21 protein-coding genes and 1 tRNA gene are annotated in these 19,378 nt (G+C 65.0%); 16 read left to right on the top strand and 6 right to left on the bottom strand.

The window, feature by feature from the left end:
- Window positions 1-68: 68 nt before the first annotated feature.
- Window positions 69-158, bottom strand: a tRNA-Ser gene (locus JNC62_RS04420).
- 328 nt (window positions 159-486) lie between these two features.
- On the opposite strand from JNC62_RS04420, the gene rplU reads away from it, so the two are divergent.
- From rplU to JNC62_RS04440, 4 genes are all read left to right on the top strand, one after another.
- A complete protein-coding gene (gene rplU / locus JNC62_RS04425; protein WP_374836352.1) occupies window positions 487-861 on the top strand; it encodes a 50S ribosomal protein L21 in 375 nt (124 codons plus the stop codon).
- Between the two features lie 28 nt (window positions 862-889).
- Window positions 890-1,159: a 50S ribosomal protein L27 gene (gene rpmA, locus JNC62_RS04430; protein ID WP_108002200.1), complete on the top strand. Its 270-nt coding sequence runs from the start codon at window positions 890-892 to the stop codon at window positions 1,157-1,159.
- A gap of 129 nt (window positions 1,160-1,288) precedes the next feature.
- Complete coding sequence (locus tag JNC62_RS04435; protein WP_374836354.1) at window positions 1,289-1,921, top strand: GNAT family N-acetyltransferase; 633 nt, start codon at window positions 1,289-1,291, stop codon at window positions 1,919-1,921.
- The gene (locus JNC62_RS04440; protein ID WP_374836356.1) at window positions 1,918-2,508 is read left to right on the top strand and encodes a GNAT family N-acetyltransferase; all 591 of its coding nucleotides are present in this window, start codon (window positions 1,918-1,920) and stop codon (window positions 2,506-2,508) included. The genes JNC62_RS04435 and JNC62_RS04440 overlap by 4 nt, the downstream gene beginning before the upstream one ends.
- Window positions 2,509-2,564: 56 nt before the next feature.
- Here JNC62_RS04440 and JNC62_RS04445 read toward each other — a convergent pair whose 3' ends face one another.
- Window positions 2,565-3,425 (bottom strand): endonuclease/exonuclease/phosphatase family protein, encoded by an 861-nt coding sequence (locus JNC62_RS04445; protein WP_374836357.1) that lies wholly within the window; start codon window positions 3,423-3,425, stop codon window positions 2,565-2,567.
- A gap of 86 nt (window positions 3,426-3,511) precedes the next feature.
- Here JNC62_RS04445 and obgE point away from each other — a divergent pair, with 86 nt between their 5' ends.
- The 12 genes from obgE (at window position 3,512) to JNC62_RS04505 (ending at window position 15,181) form a co-directional block, all read left to right on the top strand.
- A complete protein-coding gene (gene obgE, locus JNC62_RS04450) occupies window positions 3,512-4,525 on the top strand; it encodes a GTPase ObgE (protein WP_374836359.1) in 1,014 nt (337 codons plus the stop codon).
- Window position 4,526: 1 nt separating this feature from the next.
- Complete coding sequence (gene proB, locus JNC62_RS04455; protein WP_374836361.1) at window positions 4,527-5,702, top strand: glutamate 5-kinase; 1,176 nt, start codon at window positions 4,527-4,529, stop codon at window positions 5,700-5,702.
- On the top strand, window positions 5,695-6,978 hold the full coding sequence (locus JNC62_RS04460; RefSeq protein ID WP_374836362.1) for a glutamate-5-semialdehyde dehydrogenase: 1,284 nt from the start codon (window positions 5,695-5,697) through the stop codon (window positions 6,976-6,978). The genes proB and JNC62_RS04460 overlap by 8 nt, the downstream gene beginning before the upstream one ends.
- 36 nt (window positions 6,979-7,014) lie before the next feature.
- Entirely contained in the window at window positions 7,015-7,623 is a 609-nt protein-coding gene (locus JNC62_RS04465) for a nicotinate-nucleotide adenylyltransferase (RefSeq protein WP_374836915.1), read from the top strand.
- A gap of 103 nt (window positions 7,624-7,726) precedes the next feature.
- Complete coding sequence (gene rsfS, locus JNC62_RS04470) at window positions 7,727-8,140, top strand: ribosome silencing factor (RefSeq protein WP_374836916.1); 414 nt, start codon at window positions 7,727-7,729, stop codon at window positions 8,138-8,140.
- Between the two features lie 99 nt (window positions 8,141-8,239).
- Window positions 8,240-8,722 (top strand): 23S rRNA (pseudouridine(1915)-N(3))-methyltransferase RlmH, encoded by a 483-nt coding sequence (gene rlmH / locus JNC62_RS04475; RefSeq protein ID WP_374836364.1) that lies wholly within the window; start codon window positions 8,240-8,242, stop codon window positions 8,720-8,722.
- A 114-nt stretch (window positions 8,723-8,836) separates the two neighbouring features.
- On the top strand, window positions 8,837-10,282 hold the full coding sequence (locus JNC62_RS04480; RefSeq protein ID WP_374836365.1) for a murein hydrolase activator EnvC family protein: 1,446 nt from the start codon (window positions 8,837-8,839) through the stop codon (window positions 10,280-10,282).
- Window positions 10,272-11,597 (top strand): S41 family peptidase, encoded by a 1,326-nt coding sequence (locus tag JNC62_RS04485; RefSeq protein WP_374836367.1) that lies wholly within the window; start codon window positions 10,272-10,274, stop codon window positions 11,595-11,597. The genes JNC62_RS04480 and JNC62_RS04485 overlap by 11 nt, the downstream gene beginning before the upstream one ends.
- Window positions 11,598-11,664: 67 nt before the next feature.
- On the top strand, window positions 11,665-12,864 hold the full coding sequence (locus tag JNC62_RS04490) for a divergent polysaccharide deacetylase family protein (protein WP_374836369.1): 1,200 nt from the start codon (window positions 11,665-11,667) through the stop codon (window positions 12,862-12,864).
- Window positions 12,865-12,872: 8 nt separating this feature from the next.
- Window positions 12,873-13,400, top strand: a complete 528-nt coding sequence (locus tag JNC62_RS04495; protein WP_374836371.1) for an RNA pyrophosphohydrolase — start codon at window positions 12,873-12,875, stop codon at window positions 13,398-13,400.
- A gap of 126 nt (window positions 13,401-13,526) precedes the next feature.
- Window positions 13,527-13,997, top strand: coding sequence for a hypothetical protein (locus JNC62_RS04500; RefSeq protein WP_374836372.1), 471 nt, complete (start codon window positions 13,527-13,529; stop codon window positions 13,995-13,997).
- A gap of 50 nt (window positions 13,998-14,047) precedes the next feature.
- Window positions 14,048-15,181 (top strand): AI-2E family transporter, encoded by a 1,134-nt coding sequence (locus JNC62_RS04505; RefSeq protein ID WP_374836374.1) that lies wholly within the window; start codon window positions 14,048-14,050, stop codon window positions 15,179-15,181.
- Window positions 15,182-15,190: 9 nt separating this feature from the next.
- On the opposite strand, the gene ppk2 is transcribed toward JNC62_RS04505, so the two are convergent.
- The 4 genes from ppk2 to JNC62_RS04525 all read right to left on the bottom strand — a co-directional run bounded on the left by ppk2 (window position 15,191) and on the right by JNC62_RS04525 (window position 19,352).
- Window positions 15,191-16,018 carry a polyphosphate kinase 2 gene (gene ppk2, locus JNC62_RS04510; protein ID WP_374836377.1) on the bottom strand — a complete coding sequence of 276 codons (828 nt, stop codon included), beginning with the start codon at window positions 16,016-16,018 and terminating at the stop codon, window positions 15,191-15,193.
- Window positions 16,015-17,742 (bottom strand): SulP family inorganic anion transporter, encoded by a 1,728-nt coding sequence (locus JNC62_RS04515; RefSeq protein WP_374836379.1) that lies wholly within the window; start codon window positions 17,740-17,742, stop codon window positions 16,015-16,017. The genes ppk2 and JNC62_RS04515 overlap by 4 nt, the downstream gene beginning before the upstream one ends.
- Window positions 17,743-17,847: 105 nt before the next feature.
- A complete protein-coding gene (locus JNC62_RS04520) occupies window positions 17,848-19,005 on the bottom strand; it encodes an HlyD family secretion protein (protein ID WP_374836381.1) in 1,158 nt (385 codons plus the stop codon).
- Complete coding sequence (locus JNC62_RS04525) at window positions 19,005-19,352, bottom strand: DUF3302 domain-containing protein (RefSeq protein ID WP_374836383.1); 348 nt, start codon at window positions 19,350-19,352, stop codon at window positions 19,005-19,007. Before JNC62_RS04525 ends, JNC62_RS04520 begins: the two co-directional genes overlap by 1 nt.
- Between the last annotated feature and the right edge of the window lie 26 nt (window positions 19,353-19,378).

Here is a 19,378-nt window from a genome sequence, read left to right on the forward strand (position 1 = left end):
ATAACCCTCGAAAGCAACGAGAAAATCCAGCCGCAGCCGGATCGGGAGAACGCTTTCGCGAGGGCAAGTGGCGGAGAGGGGGGGATTCGAACCCCCGATAGAGTTGCCCCTATGCCGCATTTCGAGTGCGGTGCATTCAACCGCTCTGCCACCTCTCCGCGTCGCCGGTTGGCGCCCGAAGGCGCGGAGGGGTTCATAGCGGCTGTCTTTTCGCCTTGCAAGGGGATGTCGACCACAAAAGCGAACTAATTCCCGTCGATCCGGCGAAACGTTCTTGACAGGTTTCGGAAGCTCGCCTAATGCCGCACGTGCGTGGCAAAGGGCGAATGCCGTTTGTGCGCGGGATGGTGTTTTGCACGTGCCGCTTGCGGCGCCTTGCGGGCCTTCCTTCACCGGCGGACAGGCCACTGTCCGTCAAACCCGACTGACAAAAAGACGGCCGCGCCCCTCAGGCGAAGAGCCGGAACGAACATGAAAGGACAAGAAATGTTCGCAGTCATCAAGACCGGCGGTAAGCAGTACCGCGTGGCGGCCAACGATGTCGTGACGGTTGAAAAACTCTCCGGCGCCGCTGGCGACAAAATTGAATTTATCGAAGTGCTGATGGTCGGCGAAGGCGCCGACGCGACGATCGGCGCTCCCTTCGTCGAAGGCGCGGTCGTCACGGCCGAAGTCGTCGAGCAGGGCCGCGCCAAGAAGGTCATCGCCTTCAAGAAGCGTCGCCGCCAGAACTCCAAGCGTTCGCGCGGCCACCGCCAGCACCAGACCACCGTCCGCATCGTCGAGATCGCGGCAGCCGGCGGCAAGGCCAAGAAGTCTTCCAAGAAGGCTGAAGCCGCTGCCGAAGCAGCAGCGAACTGAAGACCAGGACAGGTAAAGGAGAACTCCAATGGCACACAAGAAAGCTGGCGGTTCCTCGCGTAACGGTCGCGATTCGGAGTCCAAGCGCCTCGGCGTGAAGAAGTTCGGCGGCGAAGCCGTCCTCGCAGGCAACATCATCGTGCGTCAGCGCGGCACGAAGTGGCATCCGGGCGCCAATGTCGGCCTCGGCAAGGACCACACGATTTTTGCGCTTACGGCCGGCAACGTGGACTTCCGTACGAAGGCCAATGGCCGCGTGTACGTGTCCGTAATGCCGAAAGCCGAAGCAGCGGAATAAGCCGGTAGCGCTCTAAAACAGCCGGCGTCTCATCGACCCGGCTGATGCTACAGGTGTCAAACCTGCAGAAACAAAAGGGGAGATGGGGCAATCCATCTCCCCTTTTTGTTCATCTGGAGGATTGAAACCATGATCAGCGAGTTGATGAGGGAAGACCAGTCCCGGTCTCCCGAAGAGCGGCCAAGGCCGGAACGGTCGAGGACCGATTGTCCCATATTGCTGTCGCACAGGCTGGTCCTGCGCGCCCCGCACGAAGACGACATCGACGCCCTTGCCCATCTCGCCAACAACGCCAACATCGCCAATATGGTCGCTCGCATGCCGCATCCCTACACGGTCGCGGACGCGGCCGACTTCGTGCGACGCACAAAAGCCGGCGCGATTGGCAAGTGCGTCTATGCGATCACCAGGGCCGACAATGGCGCATTCCTCGGCTGCTGCGGGATCGAACCGCACGAGGACGGCGCGACCGTCGAGCTCGGCTACTGGCTCGGCGAGCCGTACTGGAACCAGGGCTACGCCACCGAAGCGGCACAAAGCCTGACGGACATGGTGTTCCGCACCCGCGACGTCGACCAGATCGACGCGCGCGTGCGCGTCATGAACATCGCCTCGCGCCGCGTCATCCAGAAGTGCGGCTTCCAGTTCCAGGCGACCGGCATGGTCCAGAGCCTGGCGATCGGCGGCATGGTGCCGGTCGAGTGGTACCGGCTCGACCGCAAGACCTGGGTGTCGCTGAAGAGCTGGGGGAACATCGGATGAGCGCGCTGCGTCAGGAACGGCAAGTGGCGGGAGAACCCGACCCCGGCCCCTGCCCGGTCGTCGCGACCGAGCGGCTGACGCTGCGTCCGCATCGGATCGCCGATGCGGACGCGATCGCCCAGTCGCTAGGCGATTTCCGTGTCTCGCGCATGCTCGCGTCGGTGCCTGCACCGTTCGACCGGCAGGATGCGCAGGAGTGGCTTTCAAGCGTCACCAGCGGGTTATTGCCCGGCTGGGCGCTGGCGATCACCAACGGCGACGACGTGCATCTCGGGGTGGTCTCCTTCGAGCAGCGTGCGGGCCAGTGGCACCTCGGCTACTGGCTCAACCGCTTCTTCTGGGGGCGGGGCTACATGGGCGAAGCGGTACACGCCGCGACCGGCCGCTTTCTCATGCGGATGTCCGGGGTGGAGATCCGTTCCGGCGTCTTCGCCGACAACCCGGCATCGCTGAGGATCCAGGAGAAGATCGGCTTCCGTATCACCGGCCTGAGCGAGATCTATTCGACCGCGCGCAACAGGATGGTGCCGCATGTCGAGACGCGCCTGCTTGCGGGCGATTTCCGCCCGGCCCAGCCACGCCGGTAGCCATCGGTGGATCGGTGGGGTGCACCGATGGCGGCCCTTCCGCCGTCGGCAGCTTTTCAGGCGAGCTCGAACCAGACGGGCAGATGGTCCGATCCGGTCGCCGTCTGGTCCACCCAGGCCTCCTTGAGGCGGCCGACGAGGCCGTGGCTGACGAAGCAATAGTCGAGGAACATCCGGTGGTCGTGGTCGTCGGGATCGATCCAGCTGTAGCTGTCCGGGCCGCGCCCGCCGAGGCCGGCGAGCACGTCCAGCGGATTCGTGGCGCGGATCTGGCGGCCGTAGTAGGCGTCGATCTCACCGGCCATGGCGCAGTACTCGGGCGATTCAGGCACCATGTTGAAATCGCCCATCAGCACGTAGTCGTCCGGAACGGGCGGCTCGCGCAGGCCGAATTCGCCGGCGCCGGAAATCGCCCCGCCGTCGAGCGCATAGGCCTGGACGCGGTCCTTCAGATAGCGGATCTGCGCGATCCGCTCGCCGCTATAGACGTGGTCGAGATGGACGGAATAGACGCGAAGCGCGCCGCCCGGCGCATCGATGACCGCCTCGGTCGCGCCGCGCTGCAGGTTCAGTTTGTCGATCGTCCGGCTGCGCGGAAGCGCAATAAGCCGCGAGGCGAGGATCGGATAGCGCGACAACACCATGTTGCCGAACTGGAACCGCCGGCCGACGGCACGCCCCTTCTCCACGGCCGAGCCGGCGTCGACGTCGCATGCCGGCCAGTAGACGGCAAAATGCGCCGGCAGCAGCACCTGCAGTTCGGCGACCATGTCGATGTTGCCGTTGCGGTGGAACCCACGGGTGACTTCCTGGAGCGCGATGACATCGGCGCGCTCGATCTCGGCGGCGATGCGCCGGAGGTCCAGCCGGCCATCGCGGCCGATGCCGTACTGGATGTTGTAGCTGACGAATTTCACGATAGTCTTTGACCTCCGCGGGAACCGGCTATATCGATGGCGTCAAATTGATGATCAGGCGTTAGACAACCAAGAACGGCAAGCCGATGAAGTTTCTCGACGAAGCAAGAGTCTATATCCGCTCCGGCGACGGCGGGGCAGGGGCTGTCTCGTTTCGCCGCGAGAAATTCATCGAATTCGGCGGTCCGGACGGCGGCGACGGCGGGCGTGGCGGCGACGTCTGGGTCGAGGCGGTCAACGGCCTCAACACGCTGATCGATTTCCGCTACCAGCAGCATTTCAAGGGCGCCACCGGCACGCACGGGATGGGGCGCAACCGGACCGGCGCCAACGGCGCCTCGGTGACGCTGAAGGTCCCGGTCGGAACGCAGATCTTCGAGGAGGACAACGAAACGCTGATCGTCGACCTGACCGAAGAAGGGCAGCGCTTCCGGCTTGCCGTCGGCGGCAATGGCGGCTTTGGCAACGCCCACTTCAAATCGTCGACGAACCAGGCGCCGAACTGGGCCAATCCCGGCCTTGAAGGCGAGGAAAAGACGGTCTGGCTGCGGCTGAAGCTGATCGCCGATGCCGGCCTTGTCGGCCTGCCGAACGCCGGAAAATCCACCTTCCTCGCAACCTGCACGCGGGCGCGGCCGAAGATCGCCAACTATCCCTTCACCACGCTGCACCCGAACCTCGGGGTCGCCACGGTCGATGGGCGCGAGTTCATCCTCGCCGACATTCCCGGCCTGATCGAAGGCGCCCACGAGGGCACCGGTCTCGGCGACCGCTTTCTCGGCCATGTCGAGCGCACGCGCGTCCTGCTGCACCTCGTCTCGGCGCAGGAGGAAAGTGTCGGCAAGGCCTACAAGACCGTCAAGCATGAGCTCGAGGCCTATGGCGGCGGCCTGACCGACAAGCCGGAGATCGTGGCGCTGTCGCAGATCGACGTGCTCGACGAGGACGAGTTGAAGAAGAAGGCGAAGGAGTTGGAGAAGGCGTGCGGGCAAAAGCCGCTGCTTCTGTCGGCGATCACGAACGTCGGCATGCTGCAGGCCCTGCGCGCGCTTCGCGACGAGATCGTCCGCTTCGGCACGGAAGAACAGGACGAGGCTTGAGATGGCCGCAACCCGCCAGCCGCTGTCGAAGCATCGGCGCATCGTCATCAAGATCGGGTCCGCCCTGCTGGTCGATCGCGCAAGCGGGCTGAAGAAGGGCTGGCTCGATGCGATCTGCGCCGACATCGCTGCGCTGCGCAAGGGCGGCACCGAGGTGCTGGTCGTCTCCTCGGGCGCGATCGCGCTTGGCCGCACCGTCCTCGATCTGCCGAAGGGCCCGCTGAAGCTGGAGGAAAGCCAGGCGGCCGCCGCCGTCGGCCAGATCGCGCTCGCCCGGGCCTGGTCTGAAAGCCTGTCGACCGACGGCATCGTCGCCGGCCAGGTGCTGCTGACACTCGGCGACACCGAAGAACGCCGGCGTTACCTGAATGCCCGCGCCACGCTGAACCAGCTTCTCAAGCTCGGCGCGGTCCCGATCATCAACGAAAACGACACGGTGGCGACGACGGAGATCCGCTACGGCGACAACGACCGGCTCGCCGCGCGCGTCGCCACCATGGCCGGCGCCGATCTGCTCGTCCTCTTGTCGGACATCGACGGCCTCTACACCGCGCCGCCGCATCTAGATCCCGATGCGCGCTTCCTTGAAACGATTGCGGACATCACCCCGGACATCGAGGCGATGGCCGGCGGGGCTGCCTCGGAGCTCTCGCGCGGCGGCATGCGCACCAAGATCGACGCCGGCAAGATCGCCACCGGCGCCGGCTGCGCCATGATCATCGCATCGGGCAAGACCGATCATCCGCTGCGGGCGATTGATACTGGGGCCCGCTTCTCGTGGTTCGCCCCGTCGGGTTCGCCGGTGACCGCGCGCAAGACCTGGATTGCCGGGCAGTTGCAGCCGGCCGGCACGCTTGCGATCGATGCCGGGGCGGAAGCCGCGCTGCGCTCCGGCAAGAGCCTGCTGCCCGCCGGCGTGCGCGCCGTTTCCGGGGCGTTTTCCCGCGGCGACACGATCGCCATCATCGGCACGGGCGGACGGGAGATCGCCCGCGGACTGTCGAGCTACGACGCCGAGGAGGCGCGCCAGATTGCCGGCAAGAAATCGGCCGAGATCGCCGGGATCCTCGGCTATGCAGGGCGGGCAGCGATGGTGCATCGCGACGATCTCGTCATGACCGGCGCGGCCAAGGCGGACGACGCCGCGGCGGAGGAGGAGGCCGCTGCCCATGCGTGACCTGCAGCAGACGAGCGGCGACGTGCCCGACCTGATGGCCGATATAGGTCGGAACGCGCGCGCCGCCAGCCGGCCGCTTGCGCTCGCCTCGACCGCGACCAAGAATGCGGCGCTCGAAGCGATGGCGACGGCGATCCTCGTCGATCGCGAGCAGATTCTTGCCGCCAATGCGATCGACCTCGCCGGGGCGCGCCAAGGCGGGCTCGCCGGGTCTTTCATCGACCGGCTGACGCTGACGCCGGAGCGGATCGAGGCGATGGCCGCCGGCATCCGCGCCATTGCCGCCGTCAAGGATCCGGTCGGTGAGGTGATGGCGGAATGGGATCGGCCGAACGGGCTGCACATCGAGCGCGTGCGCACACCGCTCGGCGTGATCGGCGTCATCTACGAGAGCCGGCCGAACGTGACGGCCGATGCCGGGGCGCTGTGCCTGAAGGCCGGCAATGCCGTGATCCTGCGCGGCGGGTCGGACAGTCTCAACTCCTCCCGGGCGATCCACGCCTGCTTGGTCCGCGGTTTGCGGCAGGCCGGGCTGCCGGATCATGCGATTCAGATGGTGCCCGTCGCGGACCGCGCCGCTGTGGGCGCGATGCTCACCGGTCTTAACGGCGCGATCGACGTCATCGTGCCGCGCGGCGGAAAAAGCCTCGTCGCCAGGGTGCAGAACGAGGCGCGTGTCCCGGTGTTCGCCCACCTCGAGGGGCTGTGTCATGTCTATGTCGACAAATCGGCCGATCTCGACATGGCGCGCGCCATCGTCGTCAATTCCAAGATGCGCCGGACCGGCATCTGCGGCGCGGCGGAAACGCTGCTAATCGACCGGTCGGCGGCATCGACGCACCTCGCTCCGCTGCTGGACGCGCTCAAGGCGGCCGGTTGCGAGGTCCGCGCGACCGAGGAGGTCCGCGCGCTCGTTCCCGGTCTGGCCTCTGTCAGCGAAACGGACTGGTCGACGGAATATCTCGACGCGATCATCTCCGTGACGCTGGTCGACGGCGTCGAAGGCGCCATCGCGCACATCAACCGCTGGTCCTCGGCACACACCGAGGCGGTGGTCGCGCAGGACCAGGCGGTGGCCGACCGCTTCTTCGCCGAGATCGATTCGGCGATCCTGTTGCACAATGCCTCGACCCAGTTTGCCGACGGCGGCGAATTCGGCATGGGCGGGGAGATCGGCATCGCAACCGGCAAGATGCACGCCCGCGGGCCGGTCGGCGTCGAGCAGCTGACCTCGTTCAAGTACAGGGTGCGCGGCACCGGACAGGTGCGCCCCTAGGTGCCCCCCGAGGCCGTCGAAACGCGTTACCTGCGGATGCCGCATGTCGAGCGGGGCATGGTCGTCGGCCTGTTCGGCGGCTCCTTCAACCCGCCGCACGAGGGCCACGTGCTCGTGGCCGAGATCGCGCTGCGCCGGCTCCAGCTCGATCAGCTCTGGTGGATGGTGACACCGGGCAATCCGCTGAAGGATCATCGCCACCTGGCGCCCTTGGAGGAGCGCTTGCGGCTGTCCGAAGCGCTCACGCCCGACCCGCGCATCAAGGTCACGGCCTTCGAGAAGACGATCGGCCAGAGCTATACGGCAAAGACCCTGGAGTTCGTCAAGGCGCGCAATCCCGGCATCCGCTTCGTCTGGATCATGGGCGCCGACAACCTGCAGGGCTTTCACCGCTGGCAGAACTGGCAGAAGATCGCCCGGACCTTCCCGATCGCGGTCATCGACCGGCCTGGGTCGACGCTTGCCTATCTGTCGTCGAGAATGGCAAAGACCTTCGACCGCGCCCGCGTCGACGAGGACGATGCCGGCGCGCTGGCGTTCCGCAAGGCGCCGGCCTGGACCTTCATCCACGGCCCGCGTTCGCCCCTCAGCTCCAGTGCGCTGAGGCAGCGGCTGGAGCTGGAGAAATGCGCCGATCACAAGTGATGTCTTGAAACCGAGGGGCATTGGTGCCTAAATCTAGCGGTGGTTCGTCGCAAGTGGCACGAATCGCAACCGTGCTGGACCTGTTCAAAGGAAAGGAAATACACTGACAACAGCGCACGCGAAGGGAAGCGTCGGTAGCACACTTCCCAAAAGCGCAGGACGCGGCGACTATGCCGCCGACCGCGCTCTTCAAGTGGTCCTCGCAAGTCTCGAGGACTCGAAGGCAGAAGATATCGTCACGATCGACATCGTCGGAAAATCCGCGCTGGGCGACTACATGGTGGTCGCGTCCGGACGCTCGAACCGTCATGTCGCGGCGATCTGCGACCATCTGCTCACCGACCTGAAGGACGAGGGCTTCGGTTCGGCCCGCGTCGAAGGACTGGAGGCCGGCGACTGGGTGCTGATCGACACGGGCGACATCATCGTCCACGTGTTCCGTCCTGAAATCCGCGAGTTCTACAACATCGAGAGGATGTGGGCGGCTCCGGACATGGAAGAGAGCATGTTGCACTAGCGCGTCGCAGCGCCCGGCTTTCGGGCGTGGCGTGCGGCCAGATGACCTTGCACCCGCTCGGGTGTCGTTGCCGCTGCGTGCGACGGAGGAACGGGATAGATGCGGATCGGGCTTTTTGCGGTCGGCCGGCTCAAGGCTGGGCCTGAACGGGACCTTGCCGCGCGTTATTTCGACCGGTTCGCAAAGTCCGGGCCGCCGATCGGCCTCGAACTCGGCCGGCTGGTCGAGGTGGCGGAGAGCCGTGCGCCGAACCCCGATACGCGCAAGCGCGAGGAAGCGGCCCTGCTCGACAAGGCGCTTCCGGCCGATGCGGTGCTGGTGCTGCTCGACGAGCGCGGCAAGGCGCTCGGTTCGGAAGAGTTTGCCGGGCTGATCGGCCGCTGGCGCGACGATGGCAAGCGCGAGGTCATGATCGCGATCGGCGGGGCCGACGGCCTCGACCCGGCGCTCCATGCGCGCGCCGAGGCAATCCTGTGTCTCGGCAAGATGACCTGGCCGCACCAGCTCGTGCGCATTCTCATCGCCGAGCAGCTCTATCGCGCCACGACCATTCTGTCCGGTCATCCCTATCACCGCGCCTGACGATGGCCGCATCGGCGGGAGACCGCTCGCGGCCCGGACGCAATTTTGGCGTTGTTCCTTGGCGAAATCGGCAAATCGGCTTAGACGGACATTGGAACGGCAACGCGCGGGAAAATGACAACGTCCGCTACCATCTTGAACATCAGGAGCTCCGCGGCTCGGGGACCGGCAGGGCCGCGGCTGCTCGCTGCCGCCGCGCTCGGTCTTTGCCTGAGCCAGCCTGCCGCGCCGCTCCGCGCCGAACCGACCTCCGCGCTTGCCACGGCCGGAAAGGTCGGCCGACAGGTGACGGTCGAGGTCGACCCCGCCGCGGCGATAGCCCTTAGGCGCGACAGCACGCGGCGCGAACTCGAGGCGCTGTCGCAAACCATCACGCTGTCGGAGGAAAAGGCGCGCGAGCTCGAGGCCGGAATCGACAGGCTGGAGAAGGATCGCGCGTCGCTGCGCGAGGCGATCGTCCAGTCCGCCAAAACGCGCAAGGAGATGGAGGCGAAGATTCTCGCCGGCGAGAAGCGACTTGCGGCGATGCGGGATGAAGAGGAGACCGTCCGCGGCTCCCTGCATGAGCGCCGCGGCCTGCTCGCCGAGGTGCTCGCGGCCTTGCAGCGAATGGGCCGCAACCCGCCGCCGGCGATCCTCGTCACCCCCGACGATGCGCTCGCCTCGGTCCGCAGCGCGATCGTGCTGGGCGCGGTCGTGCCCGGCATCCGGGCCGAGACGGAGCGGCTGGTCGCAGACCTGCAGCGGCTGGCGGCGGTCCGGCTGGACATCGACAAGGAGAAGGCCGACCTCGCCATCGCGATGACGAACCGGCTGGAGGAGGAACGGCGCTCCGAACTGCTGATCAGCGAGAACGAGGCGCTGGCGGCCGCCAACGCCCGCACGCTCGAGGCCGAGCGGCGGCGGGCGGAGGAACTCGCCGGTCGCGCGACCAGCCTCGAGAGCCTCATCGGCAGCATGGAGCGCGAGATCACCTCCGTGCGCGAGGCGGCGGCGCTGGCCCGGGTGCAGGAGGCCGAGCGTGCCAAGCAAACGGAGGCCGAACGCCAGCGGGCGCGCGATGCCGCACGGTCCGGCTCGCCCGACAAAAACCGCATTGCTCCGGCATATGCCTTTTCGGAGCTGCAGAAGCGCCTCGATTATCCGGTTGCGGGCGATGCGCTGCGGCAGTTCGGCGAGGCGGATGGAACGGGCCATGCGTCCCAGGGGCTGATACTTGCGACCAATCCGAGCGCGCTGGTGACGGCGCCGGCCGATGGCTGGGTTGTTTTCGCGGGTGCCTTCAGAAGCTACGGGCGCATGATCATCCTCAACGTCGGCGACAATTTCCACCTGGTGCTTTCGGGTATGGACCGGGTGAACGTTCGGGAAGGACAGTTCGTCGTGGCCGGGGAGCCGCTCGCTGTGATGGGTGAGAAAAGAGTGGCAAGCGTAAACGCATTGGCGCTGGAAACCGACCGGCCGACGCTTTACATTGAATTCCGAAAAAACGGCAAACCGGTTGATTCCCGACCGTGGTGGTCCGCTACTGTCTCTGGAAAGGCAAGCAATGATTCGTAGGGCTTCCCTTGTTCTCGTCGGAGCACTGTTGGGTGCGACGGCCATGAGTTCGATCTACTCGTTGACGATGCCGGCCGAAGCTGCGGGCGCGTCGACCTATCGCGAACTTTCCATCTTCGGCGACGTGTTCGAGCGCGTCCGCGCGCAGTACGTGACGCCGCCGAAGGAAGACCAGCTGATCGAGAACGCCATCAACGGCATGCTGTCCTCGCTGGATCCGCACTCGTCCTACATGAACGCCAAGGACGCCGAAGAGATGCGCACCCAGACGCGCGGCGAGTTCGGCGGTCTCGGCATCGAGGTGACGATGGACGAGGAACTCGTCAAGGTCATCACGCCGATCGACGACACGCCGGCGGCACGGGCGGGCGTTCTCGCCGGCGACCTGATCTCGAAGATCGACGGCCAGGACGTCCGCGGCCTGAAGCTCGAGGAAGCCGTCGACAAGATGCGCGGCAAGGTCAATACGCCGATCAAGCTGACGATCCTGCGCAAGGGCGCCGACAAGCCGATCGAACTGACGATCGTGCGCGACATCATCGCGGTCAAGGCGGTGAAATTCCGCGTCGAGGGTGACGTCGGCTATCTGCGGGTGATCTCCTTTACCGAGAAGACCTTTGACGACCTCGAAAAGGGCATCGAGAAGATCAAGGCCGACGTTCCGGCCGACAAGCTGAAAGGCTATGTCCTCGACCTGCGCCTCAACCCGGGTGGACTGCTCGACCAGGCGATCAACGTTTCCGACGCCTTCCTGGAACGCGGCGAAGTCGTTTCGACCCGCGGCCGCAACGAGGACGAGACCCGTCGCTTCAACGCCTCGCCGGGTGACCTGACCGATGGCAAGCCGCTCGTCGTGCTGATCAACGGCGGCTCGGCCTCCGCGTCGGAGATCGTCGCCGGCGCGTTGCAGGACCTGCGCCGCGCCACCGTGGTCGGCACCCGTTCCTTCGGCAAGGGCTCCGTGCAGACGATCATCCCGATGGGCGATGCCGGCGCGCTGCGCCTGACGACGGCGCTCTATTACACGCCGTCCGGCAAGTCGATCCAGGGCACCGGCATCACGCCGGACATCAAGGTCGACCAGCCGCTGCCGCCGGAACTGCAGGGCAAGCTCGAGACGGCGGGCGAGTCCAACCTGCGCGGCCACATCAAGGGCCAGAGCGAGAACGAGGAGGGGTCGGGTTCCGCCGCCTACGTGCCGCCGGAAGCCAAGGATGACCTGCAACTGCAGTACGCGCTCCAGCTGCTGCGCGGGGAGAAGACCGATCCGTCCTTCCCCGCCAGTCCGGAAAAGGCCGAGCTGAAGAAGAACTGACGCCTCACGCCCCGGAGGATCGCGATGCGCAATCCGGGGCTCGCTCCTTTCTGCACGGACCTGTCACTTGGGAACGGATCTCAACGCACCGCTCGGCCAGAATCGGAAGGCTGCGTCCGGCCGCGTGAAGTCGTCCCGTGTTTCTGCCGCCCGCGCCGCTGTCGCCGTCGCGGGCGTCTGTGTGCTGGGCCTTTCGCTGTGGACGGCGCTGGCGCCCAGCGGCAACCTGATCACACCGGAGAAAACCGCTCCGTCGGAGGCGCCGGCGTCGGAGAAGGTTGCCACTGCGGAGGCGGGCGAGCCGGAGGCCGCGGCGGGCGTACGCCGTCAACGCGGCCAATCCGGCGCCAACATCGAGGAAACCCGAACGGCCGACGGCACTCTCGTGCGCAAGTTCACGCCGAAGGATCGCGGCGATGGCGGACCACTCATTCTCGATGCCAGCCGGGTTGGCCAGGACCCGCGTTTCGCCGCGCTCCCGAACGAAGACCTGCTCGAAACCACCGCTCATGGCAAATTGCCCGTCATCGGACCGGACGGCCTCCGCCCCGTCGAACAGTATGCGCGGCCCTGGTCGGGCGCGCGCGGCACCCGGATTGCGATCGTCGTCGGTGGACTCGGGTTGAGCCAGACGGGAACACAGCGGGCGATCCGTGACCTGCCGGGCGAGGTGACGCTGGCCTTCGCCTCGACGGGCAACAGCCTGTCCCGCTGGATGCAGGAGGCACGCCGCGACGGCCACGAGATCCTGCTGCAGGTTCCGCTGGAGCCCTTTGACGATCCGGACAACGATCCCGGCCCCCATACGCTTCGGACCGATGTGAGCGCGAAGAGGAACCTCGACGAACTGCATCGCGCCATGGGACAGATCACCAACTATACGGGCGTCATGAATTTCATGGGCGGGCGGTTCCTGTCGAGCGCGGATGCGCTGGAGCCGGTCATGCGCGACATCGCCGATCGCGGCCTCCTCTTTCTCGACGACGGCACCTCGGCGCAGTCGTTGTCGGGAACGGTGGCCGGCGCGCTGGAAATGCCGCACGCCTTCGCCGACCTGCAGCTCGACTCGGCGCTGTCGCGCGATGCGATCCTGCGCAAGCTGGACGAACTGGAACGCGTTGCCCGTCGCAACGGTACGGCGATCGGTGTCGCATCGGCCTTTGACGAAAGCGTGCAGGCGATCGCGGATTGGACACAGGAAGCCGCCCAACGCGGCATCGAGATCGTCGGCGTGGCCGCCCTCGTCGACCCGAACCCGAAACAATAGGCATGCCGATGAGCCAAGAAGCGAAAAAGCCCGTGCGACCCGAGGACCTGCCCTACCGGCCATGCGTCGGCGTCATGGTGTTGAACCGGGACGGTCTCGTCTGGGCGGGCCGGCGCATTGCCATCGGGAACTCAGAGTATGACGGCTCACCACAGCTTTGGCAGATGCCGCAGGGCGGCATCGACCGTGATGAAGATCCGCTGGCAGCCGCTTCGCGCGAGCTGTACGAGGAGACCGGCATGCGTTCGGTCCGGTTGATTGCCGACGCCGGTCGCTGGATCAACTATGACCTGCCGGCGCATCTGATCGGAATCGGGCTGAAGGGAAAATACCGCGGCCAGACGCAACGCTGGTTTGCCTTTCGTTTCGAGGGCGACGAAAGCGAGATCGCGATCAACCCACCGCCCGGCGGTCATGAGCCGGAATTCGACGCCTGGGAGTGGAAGCCGATGCAGGCATTGCCCGAGCTGATCGTACCGTTCAAGCGCAAGGTCTATGAAGAGGTCGTTGCGGCCTTTTCCCATCTTGCGTCCTGACCCGGACGGCCAGCCCAAGCGGCGCCACGCGACAGGCGCGCGTAGCATACTGACGTTTCTCTGGTATGTTACTTCAACCCGCCGGAGGGACGCTTCAGAATTGCCTTGGATCGTTGGAGGTGCGACATGACCGGTAACGACAAGTCGAATCCGAATGAAGATGTTCTCAGCGCCGAAGCCCTGCGCAAGCAAATTCTCGAAACGCAACTCGCCGACATGGAGCGGGAAGACAAGTTGCGGGACCGCAAGCGGGAAGAACTCAACAAGTTCACCGACGAGTTTTTTCATAAGCATGTCGGCGAACAGGAACGGACGATGATCCGCAACGTTGTGGCGCGGGCGGTCAAGGAAGGAAAGATGGAGGCCTTGGTCTACACGTTTCCGTCCGATTTCTGCAGCGACAGTGGGCGGGCGATCAACAACGCTGACCCGGATTGGCCGCAAACCCTGCAGGGCAAGGCAAAAGAGCTGTATGACCGCTTCAAGGAGGTGGCCCAGCCGCAGGGTTACCGACTGAAGGCGATGGTGATCAATTTCCCGGGCGGCGTTCCCGGCGATATCGGCTTTTATCTCAACTGGGAGCCCCCGGTCACCTGAGCCGACGTGTTTCCTAGGCGAAGCGATCGTCCCTTGCCGAGAGAAAGCACATGGACGACAGATCGTTCCCGGCGCCTCAACCCGAGACACCCGACCAGACGACGATCGAACGGCGGGTCACCGATTATGTGCGACTGGGTGTCGTCGCCCTCTTTGCCTACTGGTCGTTCACGCTGGTCGCGCCATTTATCGTGATCGTGATCTGGGCCGGCATCCTGACCGTCGCGCTCTATCCGGGTTATCAGGCGCTCCGGGTCGCACTTGGCGGCAGCAAGCGGCTGGCCGCCGCCGTGATCACGTTGCTGAGTCTCGGCGTCATCATCGGTCCGCTGGCCGCGATCGCGCTGAACTTCGTCGACGCCACCCATTGGCTGATGACGAAACTGGAAGTCGGTTCGTTGCAAATTCCGACACCATCGGAGGGTATCAAGCAATGGCCCGTCGTCGGTCAGCGCGTCTTTGAGGCCTGGCGGCTCGCCTCCGAGAACCTGGCGGATACGCTGACACGCCTTCAACCGTTGCTGCTGGACCTGGGCGGCGAGGTTCTCACCAAGGCCGCCCGTATCGGCTTTGGATTGCTGAGTTTCATCGCCTCCGTGGTGATCGCAGGGTTTTTGTTCGGCCACGGGCCACAACTGGCGACCGGCATCAACCGCCTTGCCGATCGCATCGCCGGTGACCGTGGAGTAGGCTTTGTCCGGTTGGCGGCCGCGACGATCCACAATGTGGCCAGAGGGGTGATCGGCGTCGCCATCTTTCAGTCCGTGCTCGTCGGTCTCATCCTGTATGTCTTTGCACTCCCTCTTTCCGGCGGGCTGACGTTCGTCGTGCTGATCCTGTGCATCGTCCAGATCGGCCCGGCACCGGTGTTGTTGCCCGTCATCATCTGGGCGTGGATGACCCAGGACCTCGTTTACGCGCTGTCGCTCACGGCCCTGCTGGTGCCAGTGGCCGTCATCGATAACGTCCTGAAGCCGATTCTCGTGTCGCGCGGGCTCTCGACGCCGATGCTGGTGATCCTCATGGGGGTCATCGGCGGCACGCTTTCCTATGGTCTCATCGGGCTGTTCCTCGGCCCGATCGTGCTGAGCGTGTTCTACGATCTCCTGGTCGCGTGGCTGCGTGGCCCGTCCGCGCTGGACAGCGGCAAGCCGCCGCTGCCGTGGTCGGATCGGCCGGAATAGAGATCGGCCTCAAGCGACATCCGGCACGTAGGTGCGCGGTGTCCTGTCTTCCTCATAGTCGTCTGGGCGCTTCTGGCGCTTGCCAAGCTCCGGCGCGTCGAACTTGACCTTCTCGTAGGGGATCGATTTCAAGATGTGGGAAATGCAGTTGATCCGCGCGCGCTTCTTGTCGTCCGACGGGACGATCCACCAGGGTGCGAAGTCGGTGCTGGTCATCCGCAGCATCTCGTCGTAAGCGCGGGTGTAGTCCCACCACTTGCGATAGGATTCGAGGTCCATCGGGCTGAGCTTCCACTGGCGCAGCGGATCGTCGATGCGACGCCGGAAGCGGCGCTCCTGTTCGTCCTCGCTGACGGTCAGGAAGTATTTCAGCAGGATGGTCCCGCTTTCGATGATGGCAGCCTCGAACCTTGGTGCCAGTTCGAGGAAACGCCGGGCTTTCTTGTCGCTGCAAAAGCCCATGACGCGGTCGACCCCGGCGCGATTGTACCAGCTGCGGTCGAAGATCACGATCTCGCCGCCTGCGGGCAGGTGCGCAATATAGCGCTGCATATACATCTGCGTCTTTTCGCGGTCGCTTGGCGCCGGTAGCGCAGCAACACGAAACACGCGTGGGCTGACCCGTTCGGTGATGCGCTTGATGATCCCACCCTTGCCGGCGGCGTCGCGGCCCTCGAAAATGACCACGATGCGCGCCCCCGACTTCTTAACCCAAGCTTGAAGATGGGCGATCTCGACCTGCAGTTTCTCCATTTGTTTGTCGTAGTCGCGAATCTTCCCGTTTTCCTTGGCATCCTTCTGCGCCGTATCGGCTTTCACATCTTGCTTCTTGTTCATCGCCCGTCTCCCGGTTGCCCGCTCTGGTTCAGTGGCTGCATCCCAATTTCCGTGGCCCGAAACGCCTGGAGCGCGTCGTCCAGATCTTCAAACACGAGCGAGGGCCCGTTGTGCTGGATCATCCCCCCGCGCTCGAGCAGGCCCCTCGCCTCGGCATGGAGTTCGGCAAGGCAGAGCACGACGCCTCGCGCACGAAGGTCGGCGCCGAATTCCTCCAGCATCGCGACCGCGGTGCTGTCCATCTGTGCGATTGCGCCGGCATCTATCACGAACCACCGTGTACCGGCTGGCAACGCCCCGGCAATCTCAGCCAATCGTCCCCGCACGTGGTCGGTGTTGAAAAACAACAGGCTGCCCTGAAGGACCCATATGACGAGCCCGGGCACCGCCTGCGCCTCCGGGAAACGATGCAGCTTGTAGAAGCCGTCGCGTCCCGGGATGCGCCCGAGCAAGGCGTCGCGGGGATACATCATGTTTCGCAGCAGGTAGACGAGCGTTCCCGCGATCGCCACGATGACGCCGTTGAGAACGCCGAAACTGATGGCGCCCCACATGGTGATCAGCGCAAAGACGAACTCGACGCGGCTGATGCGCCATATCTGGCGCAGTTCGTCGACATTGATGAGACCGAGGGCGGCGGAAACGAGAATGGCGGCGAGGGCGGCGACCGGCAGGATACGCAGGGCATCGTTGAGGAAGAGAAGAACGGCGATCAGTGCGGCGGCAGAGACCAGACCGGCCAGTTGGGAGCGCCCGCCGACCGACAGGTTAATCGCCGTTCGCGAATCGGAAAAGCTGATCGGAAACGATCCGAACAGTCCTGCTGCGACCTGGGCGCTGCCGAGGCCGATCAGCTCGCGGTTGGCATCGACGGGTTCCCCCGTGCGCGCACCGAAGCTGCGCGCGGTCACCGCACCGGAGCCGAAGCTGACCAGGAAGATGGCGGAAGCGCCGAGGACCAGGCTAGTCAGCGGCAAGCCCGCTATCAAAGGCAGCGAAAACGAAGGAAGACTGGTCGGTATGTCGCCGACGACGGCAATGCCGTGAGACTGGAAATCGAATAACGCCGAAAGGACGACGGCAAGCACGACGACGACGACTGGCCCGGGTATCGGCGATTTCAACGCCCGTGCCGCCTGGAGCACGCCAAACATGCCGGCTGCCAGCGCGACCGTCGGCCAATGGATCAGATCGCGCTTGGCGACGAGTTCCAGCAGCGGCGGGACCAGGCCATCCGACTCGATCTTCATCCCGGTCATGCGTCCGATCTGGCCCACCAGGATCGACAGCGAAATGCCGGCAAAGAAACCCACCAGGATCGGTCTGGAGAGAAAAGTCGCAAGCACGCCGAGCCGCAAGGCACTCGCAACGAAGCAGATCAAACCCACGCCGAGGGCAAGGATAGAGGCAAGCGCGATGCGATCGGTCGGCGTCGCCGCCGGGAGTGTGGCGGCGACGGAGGCCATTGCGGCGGCCAGCACCGTCATCGTTCCCGCATCGGGGCCGACGACCAGCCGCCGCGATACGCCGAAGATGGCATAGGCGATCGGCGCCACAATGCTGGCATAGATACCGGTCTGCGGCGGAAGTCCAGCGATCACCGGGTAGGCGATAGCGCTCGGAAGCCCGACGGCGGCGATGGACAACCCCGCCGATATGTCGTCGCGCAGCCAGCCGACGCGATAGTCCGAACAGCCCCGGAAGATCGGCAGGGCCCGGCTCATGCTGCGACCCCGTCGAGGCGGAGGTCGCCGGTGTCGGTCCGCCTGCCGGCTTGCGAGGAGAGGGCCCTGACGCACAATCGGGTCGGCGGTCGCGGACCTCGCATCTCAGTGCTCCAGGAAGACGTAGTTCATCCAGGCGCTCATGCGCAAAAGGACCTTGCGCAAAATGGAGACGTGATGCCAGTGATGCGTGTAAACGGCCACATCGGCAACGACACCGCCCGGTAACTGATAGGCGCTCGTGTCCTCCAGAATGTCGATCTTGGCGAGTGTCTGGCCGGGCTGCAGACGCTCCGGCGCCTGCGGATCGATCAGCGCGCCGGTCGGTTGCAACTGACCCTGGGCCATCACGTCGATGATGCCGGAGACCTTGGCCTTGAAGATCTTGCCGGGCACGGCCTTGAACGACACTTCCGCTTCATCGCCGACGTTGACGCGCTGCAGCGAATTCTGGATGAAGGCGGCCGCGAGCATGCGGTCCTCGCTGTTGATGAAAACCATGACGGGGCGCAGCGGCAACGGATTGGCCATCATCCCCGGGCGAAGGAAAACTTGGCTGACATAGCCGTCGCTGGGCGCACGCACGGTCGTCTGGTCAAGCTCGAACTCGGCATTGCGCAATTCGGCCGTCAGGCGTGCAACGGACGGGTTCACACCGTTGATCTGCGATTCGTAGGCCAGGCGCGCCTGCTGCGCCTGCGCCTGGGCGGTGCCGACGGCGGCCACCTGCGCCAGAAAGAGCCCGCGGCGGTTCTCGACCTCCAACTCTGAAACAGCCGATTGGCCGGTCCGCTGCATCGAGCTTTCGAAGATCTCCCTGTAGCTTTCAAAGCTCTGCTGCGCCCGGTCGCGGTCGGCAATCGCGCCTTCGACGACCGAGTCGGCCGCATCCATGGCGGCCTTCAGTTGGCGGACCATCTGCTCGGCTTCGGCGAGGGCTGCCCTCTTCTGGTCGACCGTAAACTGGTAAGGGCGCGGGTCGATGCGGAACAGCACAGTCCCTTGCTTCAGCGGCGTATTCGCCGCCACAGGCACCTCCACGACGATCCCGCCTACGGCGGGGATGACCGGAGCGGACGTAAAGTAGATTCGCCCGTCGCTTGAGTAGGGGTGGTTGTAGCTCATCAGCAGGATGAGCCCGGAGATCAGGAAGATCCCGCCAAGAACCGCCGTGGACACCGTCCATTGGGTGACCGGAATCCGGAAGATCTTGAAGACGGCGATGCAGATGGCGGCATAGGTGAGGATAAGCAGCAGATCCATCAGGCGGGCTCCCTCGTCTGCAGTTTCAATTGCTCCTCAAGCTCCTGCACGCGGGCCTGGAGGGTTGCGACTTCCGCATTTGCCTCCTTCTGCGACTGGAGTTTGCCGTCGCTCTGAATGCCCCAGCCGCGATCTTCGCGATAGATCGTCGCCCAGATGAACAGGAAGGGCCAGATGGCATGCAGTGTAAACAGGCTGACCCAACCGGCCACGTGGATTGCGTCCTGATGGGGATGATTGCGCTTCTTCGCAATCAGATGGGGAATGTCGTGGATGGCGATGATCCCGTAGAAGAGGGTCAGCACCATGAAGACAAGAACACCGAGGGCAAAGTAGTCCAGGAACACGTGCCGTCCTCCGCAAGCCGTACATC

The organism is Mycoplana ramosa, from assembly GCF_041930185.1.
Lineage (GTDB): Bacteria > Pseudomonadota > Alphaproteobacteria > Rhizobiales > Rhizobiaceae > Mycoplana > Mycoplana ramosa.

What these genes read in the sequence shown, in the direction of transcription:
- ppk2 (WP_374836377.1), bottom strand. Translation starts at nt 16,018, where the DNA reads ATGAACAAGAAGCAAGATGTGAAAGCCGATACGGCGCAGAAGGATGCC.
- JNC62_RS04485 (WP_374836367.1), top strand. Translation starts at nt 10,272, where the DNA reads ATGATTCGTAGGGCTTCCCTTGTTCTCGTCGGAGCACTGTTGGGTGCG.
- JNC62_RS04505 (WP_374836374.1), top strand. Translation starts at nt 14,048, where the DNA reads ATGGACGACAGATCGTTCCCGGCGCCTCAACCCGAGACACCCGACCAG.
- rpmA (WP_108002200.1), top strand. Translation starts at nt 890, where the DNA reads ATGGCACACAAGAAAGCTGGCGGTTCCTCGCGTAACGGTCGCGATTCG.
- JNC62_RS04460 (WP_374836362.1), top strand. Translation starts at nt 5,695, where the DNA reads ATGCGTGACCTGCAGCAGACGAGCGGCGACGTGCCCGACCTGATGGCC.
- JNC62_RS04435 (WP_374836354.1), top strand. Translation starts at nt 1,289, where the DNA reads ATGATCAGCGAGTTGATGAGGGAAGACCAGTCCCGGTCTCCCGAAGAG.
- JNC62_RS04480 (WP_374836365.1), top strand. Translation starts at nt 8,837, where the DNA reads ATGACAACGTCCGCTACCATCTTGAACATCAGGAGCTCCGCGGCTCGG.
- JNC62_RS04515 (WP_374836379.1), bottom strand. Translation starts at nt 17,742, where the DNA reads ATGAGCCGGGCCCTGCCGATCTTCCGGGGCTGTTCGGACTATCGCGTC.
- proB (WP_374836361.1), top strand. Translation starts at nt 4,527, where the DNA reads ATGGCCGCAACCCGCCAGCCGCTGTCGAAGCATCGGCGCATCGTCATC.
- JNC62_RS04500 (WP_374836372.1), top strand. Translation starts at nt 13,527, where the DNA reads ATGACCGGTAACGACAAGTCGAATCCGAATGAAGATGTTCTCAGCGCC.
- JNC62_RS04520 (WP_374836381.1), bottom strand. Translation starts at nt 19,005, where the DNA reads ATGGATCTGCTGCTTATCCTCACCTATGCCGCCATCTGCATCGCCGTC.
- rplU (WP_374836352.1), top strand. Translation starts at nt 487, where the DNA reads ATGTTCGCAGTCATCAAGACCGGCGGTAAGCAGTACCGCGTGGCGGCC.
- rlmH (WP_374836364.1), top strand. Translation starts at nt 8,240, where the DNA reads ATGCGGATCGGGCTTTTTGCGGTCGGCCGGCTCAAGGCTGGGCCTGAA.
- obgE (WP_374836359.1), top strand. Translation starts at nt 3,512, where the DNA reads ATGAAGTTTCTCGACGAAGCAAGAGTCTATATCCGCTCCGGCGACGGC.
- JNC62_RS04465 (WP_374836915.1), top strand. Translation starts at nt 7,015, where the DNA reads ATGCCGCATGTCGAGCGGGGCATGGTCGTCGGCCTGTTCGGCGGCTCC.
- JNC62_RS04440 (WP_374836356.1), top strand. Translation starts at nt 1,918, where the DNA reads ATGAGCGCGCTGCGTCAGGAACGGCAAGTGGCGGGAGAACCCGACCCC.
- JNC62_RS04495 (WP_374836371.1), top strand. Translation starts at nt 12,873, where the DNA reads ATGAGCCAAGAAGCGAAAAAGCCCGTGCGACCCGAGGACCTGCCCTAC.